The 9600-nt window shown below is 40.2% G+C and carries 9 protein-coding genes; 7 read left to right on the forward strand and 2 right to left on the reverse strand.

Going from position 1 to position 9600, the window contains the following annotated elements; all coding sequences use genetic code 11:
- Positions 1–43 precede the first annotated feature (43 nt).
- The 7 genes from cccB to V7137_RS02715 all read left to right on the forward strand — a co-directional run bounded on the left by cccB (position 44) and on the right by V7137_RS02715 (position 7599).
- Positions 44–394 carry a cytochrome c551 gene (gene cccB, locus V7137_RS02685; protein WP_335696631.1) on the forward strand — a complete coding sequence of 117 codons (351 nt, stop codon included), beginning with the start codon at positions 44–46 and terminating at the stop codon, positions 392–394.
- Between the two features lie 252 nt (positions 395–646).
- Positions 647–1333, forward strand: coding sequence for a cell division ATP-binding protein FtsE (gene ftsE / locus V7137_RS02690; RefSeq protein WP_218347588.1), 687 nt, complete (start codon positions 647–649; stop codon positions 1331–1333).
- Positions 1323–2216, forward strand: a complete 894-nt coding sequence (ftsX, locus tag V7137_RS02695; protein ID WP_335696632.1) for a permease-like cell division protein FtsX — start codon at positions 1323–1325, stop codon at positions 2214–2216. Before ftsE ends, ftsX begins: the two co-directional genes overlap by 11 nt.
- A gap of 246 nt (positions 2217–2462) precedes the next feature.
- Entirely contained in the window at positions 2463–3737 is a 1275-nt protein-coding gene (locus V7137_RS02700; protein WP_335696633.1) for a murein hydrolase activator EnvC family protein, read from the forward strand.
- Positions 3738–3891: 154 nt separating this feature from the next.
- Positions 3892–5349 carry a S41 family peptidase gene (locus tag V7137_RS02705; RefSeq protein WP_335696634.1) on the forward strand — a complete coding sequence of 486 codons (1458 nt, stop codon included), beginning with the start codon at positions 3892–3894 and terminating at the stop codon, positions 5347–5349.
- Between the two features lie 171 nt (positions 5350–5520).
- Positions 5521–6711, forward strand: a complete 1191-nt coding sequence (locus tag V7137_RS02710) for a PDZ domain-containing protein (RefSeq protein ID WP_335696654.1) — start codon at positions 5521–5523, stop codon at positions 6709–6711.
- A 294-nt stretch (positions 6712–7005) separates the two neighbouring features.
- Entirely contained in the window at positions 7006–7599 is a 594-nt protein-coding gene (locus V7137_RS02715; RefSeq protein WP_218347593.1) for an NADPH-dependent FMN reductase, read from the forward strand.
- A 64-nt stretch (positions 7600–7663) separates the two neighbouring features.
- Here the strand turns inward: V7137_RS02715 and V7137_RS02720 are convergent, their stop codons facing one another.
- Together V7137_RS02720 and V7137_RS02725 are read right to left on the reverse strand one after the other, a co-directional pair.
- Entirely contained in the window at positions 7664–8719 is a 1056-nt protein-coding gene (locus tag V7137_RS02720) for an ABC transporter permease (RefSeq protein ID WP_335696635.1), read from the reverse strand.
- A complete protein-coding gene (locus V7137_RS02725; RefSeq protein WP_218347595.1) occupies positions 8716–9441 on the reverse strand; it encodes an ABC transporter ATP-binding protein in 726 nt (241 codons plus the stop codon). The genes V7137_RS02720 and V7137_RS02725 overlap by 4 nt, the downstream gene beginning before the upstream one ends.
- Positions 9442–9600 lie beyond the last annotated feature (159 nt).

Here is a 9600-nt window from a genome sequence, read left to right on the forward strand (position 1 = left end):
TAATAGGGCATTGGTGGTAATATTTTCTGAAGGAGGTATTGCATTGAAGAAGAAGTTGTTAACATTGTTGATGGGTACTGCATTAGTGATGGGACTAGCTGCCTGCGGAGGCAACGACAATGGAAAAGACACAGGAAAAGACACAGGAAAAGACACAGGTACGGACACAGCAACCAGTGATGCAGGAGCGAAGATATTTGATCAAAAATGCTCCAGTTGTCATGGTGGCGATCTTACGGGTGGTGTGGGACCAAATCTAACGAAGGTTGGCTCAAAGTACTCTAAAGACGATATATTAAATATTATTAATAATGGTAGAGGTCAAATGCCACCAAAGGTAGTAACCGGCAATGATGCTGAGCAAGTTGCAGAGTGGCTCGCAGCCAAGAAATAAAAGTCTCAAGAAGCGTTCTGTTTGTAAAAAACAGGGCGTTTTTTTTTTTGCGGACAACGAAAAAATTGTCGGGTTTTGTAATTCTTTGAAAAGAAACTGTAATATTTTTACCGCTTTTTTTAGCAATTTATGATGTTATAATAGATTTATGCGAAATTATGCACATATTTTTTGTTATCCTAGTCCATTTTGCAAATAAATAAAGATTTTTGTCGAAAAAAATTCGAAAATCTTTAAATAAAGGTGATAAAAATGATAGAACTACAAGATGTTTATAAAAAGTACCCTAATGGAGTTTCAGCCATTAATGGGATAGACGTCCGGATCAACCAGGGCGAATTTGTCTATGTCGTCGGACCAAGTGGTGCCGGAAAATCTACCTTCATAAAAATGATGTACCGTGAAGAAGTTCCCACTTCAGGGACGATCACTATGAATGGTGTAAACCTCGCAAAATTAAAAATGAAAAAGGTACCTATTTTCCGCAGGAATCTGGGCGTGGTCTTTCAAGACTTTAAACTGCTGCCGAGATTAACGGTCTATGAAAATGTGGCCTTTGCTTTAGAAGTTATTGAAGCCCAGCCAAAGGTTATTAAGAAACGAGTGATGGAAGTTCTCGACCTTGTTAACTTAAAGCATAAGATCAAGATGCTGCCGTCCGAGCTTTCAGGCGGGGAGCAACAACGCGTTTCGATTGCCCGCTCTATCGTCAATTCGCCGAAAGTCGTAATTGCGGACGAGCCTACCGGAAACCTTGACCCTGAAACATCATGGGAAATCATGAAAATATTTGAAGAGATTAATTCAAGAGGTACGACTATTATTATGGCAACCCATAACCGAGAGATTGTTAATACATTGATGCATCGTGTGATTGCCATAGAAGGCGGAAAAATCGTGCGTGATGATGAAAGAGGTGAATACGGTTATGAAAATTAGAACAATTGGCCGTCACTCTCGAGATAGTTTAAAGAATATCAGTAGAAATGGCTGGATGACCTTTGCATCCGTAAGTGCTGTTACCGTTACCTTGATTTTAGTTGGTGTCTTTTTCGTTATTATGATGAATCTTAACAGAGTAGCGCAAACCATTGAAGATGATGTGCAAATTCGCGTTCATATCGATGTTGCTGCAAACGCACAGGATCAGCAAAAATTAAAAACTGATATTGAAAGTATGCCTGAAGTAAAAAGTGTCACTTTCTCCTCCAAACAGAATGAACTAGACAATTTAGTGAATAGTCTTGGTGAAGAAGGTAAGTCGTTTAAACTTTTTGAACAGGACAATCCCTTAAACGATGTATTTATCGTTAAAACTAAAAAACCAACAGATACGATGCAAGTAGCAGAACAAATCAAAAAATCTAATTATGTTGCCAAGGTAAAGTATGGCCAAGGCAAGGTGGAAAAATTATTTAAGTTTATTAATGCAAGCCGCAACGTTGGAGTGGTATTGATTATCGGCTTATTTTTTACGGCTATTTTCTTAATCTCTAATACAATTAAAATTACGATTATTGCAAGACGCAGAGAAATTAAGATTATGAGATTAGTAGGAGCAACGAATACATTTATCCGTTGGCCGTTCTTCTTAGAAGGACTATGGCTCGGTGTGATGGGGTCGATTTTACCAATTATCCTGATTTCAATTGCCTATTATCGTGCTTATGATTATATTGGCCCAAGGCTTGAAGGTACTTTTATCAAGGTTCTTCCATTTGACCCATTTATGTACCAAGTTTCCGGCATTCTGATTTTAATGGGTGCACTGATTGGAATTTGGGGAAGCTTAATGTCCGTTAGAAAATTCTTAAAGGTATAAGCAGAAAACGCTGAAATGTCCGTATCAGGACTGCACTTTCTTCGCTTACGTCGAAAGATTTACGTATGAATCTTATTAAGTCAGGAAGGATGCTATCATATCCTTCCTGATTTATTGTTGCCGTCCGACCTATTCCTAGAATAGACGCATGAGTCACTCAAAATGTTTTTGTACAACAACATTCGTCCACAAACAGATAAACATGATTTACCTGTACATAGAATGAAAGGGAGGAGTAATCGGAAAATGAACAAATCAATAATTACGTTTGCCATTGCTGCAACGGTTGGAATGGGGACCATTTTTGGTGGAGTTCCTGGTAAAACAGAAGCTGAATCAATCTCTAGTCTAAAAGGTGAACAAAATAAAATCCACGACAAACGTACCAATATACAATCAGGTATTAATCAAGCAAATAGTAAGATTAACACATTGAAAAGTCAGCAGGCAGATGTAAAGAGTGAAATGAAACGCCTTGATTTTGCAATTGACGATACAATCACAAAAATAGATGATAAATCGGAAAAAATAAAAAATACAAAAGCCGAGATTACGAAACTGCAAGCTGAAACAAAGGTGATCCAAGAGCGGATTAAAAAGAGAAATGTGCTTTTAAAGGATCGAGCTCGAAGCTATCAAGAAAATGGCGGCATGGTCAATTATTTGGATGTGCTAATGGGTTCAACGAGCTTTAGCGATTTTATTGACAGGGCCAATGCGGTTGCCACCATCATGCAGGCAGACCAAGATATTATTAAGCAGCATGAGGCCGATAAAGTGGAACTTGCGCAGAAACAAGCAAAAGTAGAAAAAGATCTTTCCAGCCTCGAAAAGATGCTAGCAGACTTAAAAAATATGAATCAGCAATTGAATGAACAAAAGAAAGAAAAAGATAAACTATTAGCAAGCCTTAAAGACCAGGAAGAAGAAGCCCATGAAGGTATGATGGAGCTGCAAGAGGAGGAGCAAATTCTTGCTGCTCAAGAGGCGGCTATTAAACAGGCCATTCAAAATGAAAAAGAGGCACAAAGAAGAGCAGCGGAAGAAGCGAAAAGAAACACGAACTCGAACAATGGAAATAATAGTGGGTCTCAATCTATTCCCGCACCTAATGTTTCCGGTGGATCCTGGACGCAGCCGGCTGCAGGATATCGTAGTTCTGGTTTTGGCGGCCGCGGTGACGGGAATCACTATGGTGTTGATATTGCCAACGGAACTAAGGTGCCAATTGTAGCTGCAGCAAATGGTGTGGTTATCAGATCCTATTATTCTAGCACGTATGGAAATTGTATTTTCGTTTCTCACTCGATTAATGGACAAGTTTATACAACCGTTTATGCCCATATGACCCAACGTTATGTCGGAAGCGGGGCTAGCGTGAAAAAAGGCCAAAAGATTGGCCTAATGGGTAATACTGGTGCCTCAAGAGGGCAGCATTTGCATTTTGAACTCCATAAAGGACCATGGACGCAGGATAAGCGTTATGCAATCAATCCTGTTGGCATAGTTCCACTACCATAAAAAATTGGAAGAAGCCTCGTGCTTCTTCTTTTTTATACCTATCGATCATCATAACTCGTCCAATCGTTACATATATGTTAATAAACGGGCAGGAATTTGGTGCCTTTTTAGAAAAATAATTAGGACAGGCATTTTTAACTCGAGGAGGATTGGGATGAATCGTAGATGGATTGCCCTGTTGATGACAGGTTCGCTCCTGACAGGAGCGGGAGGCACATATGCAGGTATGCAGTTGTTAGATCATAATGGCAGCAGTAAGAAACTAGAACAAGTGCAAACCACCAAGGATAATGGAATAACTGAGGTAGAAAAAGGAGCAGATCTAGCAAAAGTAGAGAATGCCTATGATCTTATTTTAAGCAGGTATGTTGAAAAAGTAGATCAGGAAAAGTTGGTAGAAGGTGCGATCCAAGGGATGTTGTCCGTCCTAAAAGATCCCTATTCAGTCTATATGGACAAGGAAACAGCCCAGCAATTCACCCAAACCTTGGAATCGTCCTTTGAAGGTATTGGTGCCGAAGTGGGGATGGTGGATGGGAAGATTGTAATCGTCTCGCCGTTCAAAAATTCTCCGGCCGAAAAAGCAGGCATCAAACCAAATGATCAAATTTTAGAAGTGGATGGTAAAAGTGTTGAAGGGTTGGACTTGAATAAAGCAACACTTAAAATCCGCGGCAAAAAAGGAACAAAGGTACAATTATCTATTGCAAGAAAAGGGTTAACGGATCCGCTCGTCATTGATGTCACCCGCGATGAAATTCCACTTGAAACGGTCCATGCTTCTATAAAAAAACAGGATGGCAAAAAAATTGGCTATATCGAAATCACTTCGTTTTCAGAAGATACGGCAGCTGATTTTGAAAAGGAATTATCTGCCTTAGAAAACGATAATATAAAAGGCTTGATTATTGATGTGCGTGGAAATCCAGGCGGCCTTTTAGACAGTGTCGGTGAGATATTAAAGGAATTTGTTCCAAAAGATAAGCCATATGTCCAAATTCAACAGCGGAACGGTGAAAGAAAACGCTACTTCTCTAATCTTACCGAGAAAAAGGATTATCCTGTGCTTGTCCTTGTCAACAAAGGCAGTGCCTCCGCATCTGAAATTCTTGCTGGTTCCTTACAAGAAGCGGATGGTTACCAACTTGTCGGCGAAACTACATTCGGAAAGGGCACGGTTCAACAGGCGGTACCGATGGGGGATGGAAGCAACATCAAGCTAACGTTATTTAAGTGGCTGACCCCAGAAGGACATTGGATTCATAAAAAAGGAATCGAGCCCGATGTGGCCATTAAACAGCCAGCCATCTTCGCCACTCATCCGATTCAAGTAGAGGAAGCATTAGAAGAGGATATGAACAATGAGCAAGTTAAGAACGCCCAAGAAGTGTTAGCAGGCTTAGGATTTGCTCCAGGGCGGACGGATGGATATTTCAGCAAGGAAACGGCCATGGCCGTTAAAGGCTTCCAGCTCCAAGCGGCCATAGAGCCAACAGGGAAAATTGGTCCGGAAACAGCTGCCAAGCTTGAAGAAGCAGCTATTCAAGAGATGAAAAAAGAGAAAAATGATCTTCAGTTGCAAACAGCATTGCGTTTAATTACTAAAGAGTAGAGCAGGGGCAAAAAGCCTCTGTTTTTCTTTTGATCTTTATTGGTATAATATTTTTACCATTTTCTAAAAACTAGCAATATGTTTTGTGTTGGCAATTTGGTAAAATACTCTTTAGGAGACTTTTCCATAATAGATTACTAGAAATTTAATAGAGGCAGGTGGCAGGAATTGGTGCAAATATGGCTTGTGGAACTTCTGAAAGGGACAGGCATGTTATTTCTTCATCCTGTTTTATACTATCTCGTTTTCCTTACAGGGATTTTAGGCGTTATGAGGGTGAAACGTGAGCGGAAAAATTTTCATATTCGGGCACATGACGCCTATTTCGAACTTCGGCAGTTATTTCCACTCGGATTTGTGATCGGACTTGTGCTTTCGCTAATTATTGTTGCGGCAGGGATTACCGTTCCATTCGCAGCCATCCTGCTTATAGCGGGATTTACATTTTTGTGGTCATTGACCACCAATGTACGTTGGATATCGCCTGTATATACTGTTGGGGCAGCCTTTTTCACGATCATACTGATTGCTGAAAATAATTGGTCGATTCCGCTTTTTTCAAAGTCGTTCCATGAATTAAGTGACAAGATCTATCCTTCTATTGTCATTGTGCTCGGTCTGCTGATCATTGCAGAAGGGATCCTGATATTTAAAAAGGGCAGTTATGGGACATCGCCTAAACTTGCCAAAAGTAAACGCGGTCAAAATATAGGATTACATGAAGGGAAGCGTCTCTGGATGCTGCCGTTATTCCTACTTATTCCAGGTAATGCACTGCATCTTCCTTTTGATTGGTGGCCTGTCTTCCATTTGGGGGCTAAAGAGTACACGTTCATCTTTGTTCCATTCGCGATTGGTTTTCACCAGCAAGTGAAAGGAATGCTGCCCAAGATTGCTATTCAACTTCATGGCCGCCGGGTAATCGTCCTTGGGGTGTTCATTACACTTCTTTCAGTTGCAGGCTACTGGTTCCCGCTTAGTTCGATTGGAACTGCTGCGCTAGCTGTTCTCGGTCGTGAAATCATTAGCTTACTCACAGGCATGAAGGATGACAATCTCCCGTTTTATTTTTCCAAAAAGAATCAAGGCCTGATGATTATTGGTGTTATTCCCGAGTCACCAGCGAGTAAAATGGGTTTGCAGGTGGGAGAAATTGTCTCTAAAGCAAATGGCGTATTGGTTCGTGATGAAAAGGTGTTTTATGAAGCACTGCAAAAAAATCGCGCTCACTGCAAGCTGGAAGTCCTCGATACTAATGGAGAGATCCGTTTCGTCCAACGTGCCCTTTACGAAGGTGACCACCACGAACTTGGCATCCTCTTTGTACAGGACGAACGTAAGTATGATGTGAAAACTGGATAATAGCTGGTGCCTGACACCATTCAATAAAACCACTTAGCCGACTTTGCTGAGTGGTTTTATTATGTTTTTTTAGGTTACCTTAAATATCTTTCAAAAACCAAAAGTTAAATACGTTGACATGGAAAGAGAAATATTATAAGATTACTTTGAATTAAAGATATTTAAATTAATAATACTTTAATTGGAGATTTATTGGAGTTATAGTGTGGGAGAAAATCCTGCAAAGAGTGTTTTGTTTAATATGAACACTACGTAATTTTTTAGATAAAAAAATCTATATAGGTGGTGTTGAAGTTGGGTTTTTTAGGTAGACTATTTGGTGAATCAAATAAGGAGGAAAAAACAATGACAAAATTAAACATTGGGATTATTTTAGGAAGCACACGTCAAGGACGTGTTAGCCCGCAAGTTGGGGAATGGGTGAAAGGGATTGCCGACCAACGCGGCGATGCAAATTATGAAATCGTCGATATCGCAGACTTCAATTTACCATTCTTAGGTACAACTGATGGTTCTGAACCAGGAATCGCAGAATGGAATACTAAACTTGCGAGCTTAGATGGCTTTGTATTCATTGTACAAGAATACAACCACAGCATCACTGGTGCCTTAAAAAATGCGCTTGATTTTGCTCGTGAAGCATGGAATAACAAAGCTGCAGGAATCGTAAGCTATGGTTCAACAGGCGGAGCACGTGCTGCTGAACATTTACGTGGCATCTTAGGTGAATTAAAAGTGGCGGATGTTCGTACACATCCAACCTTGTCATTATTCACTGACTTTGAAAACGGCAGTGTTTTCAAACCAGCTGAATTACACCTAACAAATGTGAATGCAATGCTAGACGAAGTAAACCAATGGAGCGGAGCATTAAAAACAATCCGATAAAAAATAAACATGGGAGATGATTACTTGATCATCTCTCCCATGTTTATTTTTTGCATGAGCAGAATCATAATTTTCGATATTTTTTCAAAGAAAAGATATTCAACACGATGAATATGGCTGCAAAGATAAGTAGGGCAATGAGATCGCCGCTAATATCACTTAAATCTACCCCTTTATACATCACGCTTTTGAGAGCGTCCCCTGCATAGTACATAGGTATCACTTTTGCGACTGCCTGTAACCAATCTGCCATCCCTTCAAGTGGGAAAATTCCTGCGAAAAATATTTGTGGGATAACGGCAATAGGAATAAATTGGATCATTTGGAACTCTGAAGCTGCGAATGTCGATAAAAGGATTCCTAGCGAGAGCGCTACTAAAGCGAGAATTAAATTGATGAGCAGCACAATCCAAATGGACCCGACAAGAACGATATCTAATACATTAATAGCATAGAATACAACAATCATGGTTTGAATGACTGCAAATATACCATAGCCCACCAGGTACGCGGTAACGATTTCCCATCTCCGAATCGGTGTGGACATCAGTCGTTCTAGGGTTCCCGTTGTCCGCTCACGTAATAATCCAATCCCTGAAATAATAAAGACGAAGAAGAAAACAAAGAATCCGACTAATATCGGACTTAATACATCGAAAAAGACGGTGTCTGCATTTCCGTACACATAATCTATCTTGATGCTTTGCTGGACTTGACCTGCAGCAGCCGGGTTTTGCTGGATCAACTTAGCTTGATTCTCGGCGGCAACCGCTTGGCTGACTTTCATTTGCAGCGCTTTTGCGGCGGATGGATCGTTATTTTGTAATGTTAATTTTATCTGTCCATTATCTTTTTCTAATAACCCATCAAGATCGTCATCGGCGACCGTATCAGCATTGATTTTTTCATATCGTTTAACGTGGATGTCAGCTTTTTTTAATACGTTGATAAGAGTAGTATCAACTCCCTTGACACCTAATTTCGGTTCCACTGAACTGCCATTAAATAAAAAGTACATTAGCGTCAGGATAAGCAGGGGGGCAACAAACAGCAGGGCCAGGGTGCGTTTGTCCCGAAACATTTGCCGGAAGATTCTTTTCACTAATGCCAACACTCTCATGATTGTTTCACCCCTGCTTTCAAGAAAACTTCATCAAAATCGTCCGTTCCGTATAACGCCTTTAATTCTTTTGGCGTTCCGCTTGTTAAAATCCGGCCATCGCGAACCATGGCAACATAATCACATTTTACGGCTTCATCCATGACATGGGTGGTAACAATAATGGTTTTTTGCTCTTCATTTTTCAATCGTAAGAATTCTTTCCAAATGGACAATTTTAATTCGGGATCAATGCCGACTGTTGGTTCATCTAAGATTAATATTTTAGGATCCTGGATTAATGCAATTGCCAAGGATAAGCGCCGTTTCATTCCCCCGGAATAGGCACCGACCCGCTTTTTTAAGTCATCGGTAAGATTGACTAAATTAGCGACATACGTGATCCGCTTTTGCTGTGCTTCTTTATTTAACCCAAATAAGGAAGCGAAAAACTTTAGATTCTCTCCGCCCGTTAACTCGCTATACAAAGCGTCCGCTTGGGCCATATAGCCAATTTCCTGAAGTAGCGAAAGGTTTGGCATTTTCTTATCCAACACATGAATCGAACCCTTATCGGCCTTTTCCATCCCAACAATCATTTTGACAAGGGTGGTTTTTCCGGCACCGGAAGGTCCAATCAATCCAAATAATTGCCCTTTCGCGATCGATAAGCTGACCTCGTTTAATACCGTTTTTTTTCCGAAACTTTTACTGACTTGTTCGACTTTAATGGTTGAATTCATCAATCATTCCTCCTAGGATGTTGACGCTGTTATAATTTTATTTTACAACCTAGGGTGATTTAAGCAATAAACAAAAAACAACATTGTGTTAATTATCGTTCGCTGGTCAACAATATCTTTATTTACTTGGTTATGTTAAGGCTTATTGTTGATTTTGGC

The organism is Neobacillus drentensis, from assembly GCF_036962765.1.
Lineage (GTDB): Bacteria > Bacillota > Bacilli > Bacillales > Cytobacillaceae > Neobacillus > Neobacillus drentensis_C.

Bases quoted from the DNA above. Each gene is read 5' to 3' on its own strand.
- V7137_RS02720 (WP_335696635.1), bottom strand. From the start codon at position 8,719: ATGAGAGTGTTGGCATTAGTGAAAAGAATCTTCCGGCAAATGTTTCGG.
- V7137_RS02700 (WP_335696633.1), top strand. From the start codon at position 2,463: ATGAACAAATCAATAATTACGTTTGCCATTGCTGCAACGGTTGGAATG.
- ftsX (WP_335696632.1), top strand. From the start codon at position 1,323: ATGAAAATTAGAACAATTGGCCGTCACTCTCGAGATAGTTTAAAGAAT.
- V7137_RS02705 (WP_335696634.1), top strand. From the start codon at position 3,892: ATGAATCGTAGATGGATTGCCCTGTTGATGACAGGTTCGCTCCTGACA.
- V7137_RS02725 (WP_218347595.1), bottom strand. From the start codon at position 9,441: ATGAATTCAACCATTAAAGTCGAACAAGTCAGTAAAAGTTTCGGAAAA.
- ftsE (WP_218347588.1), top strand. From the start codon at position 647: ATGATAGAACTACAAGATGTTTATAAAAAGTACCCTAATGGAGTTTCA.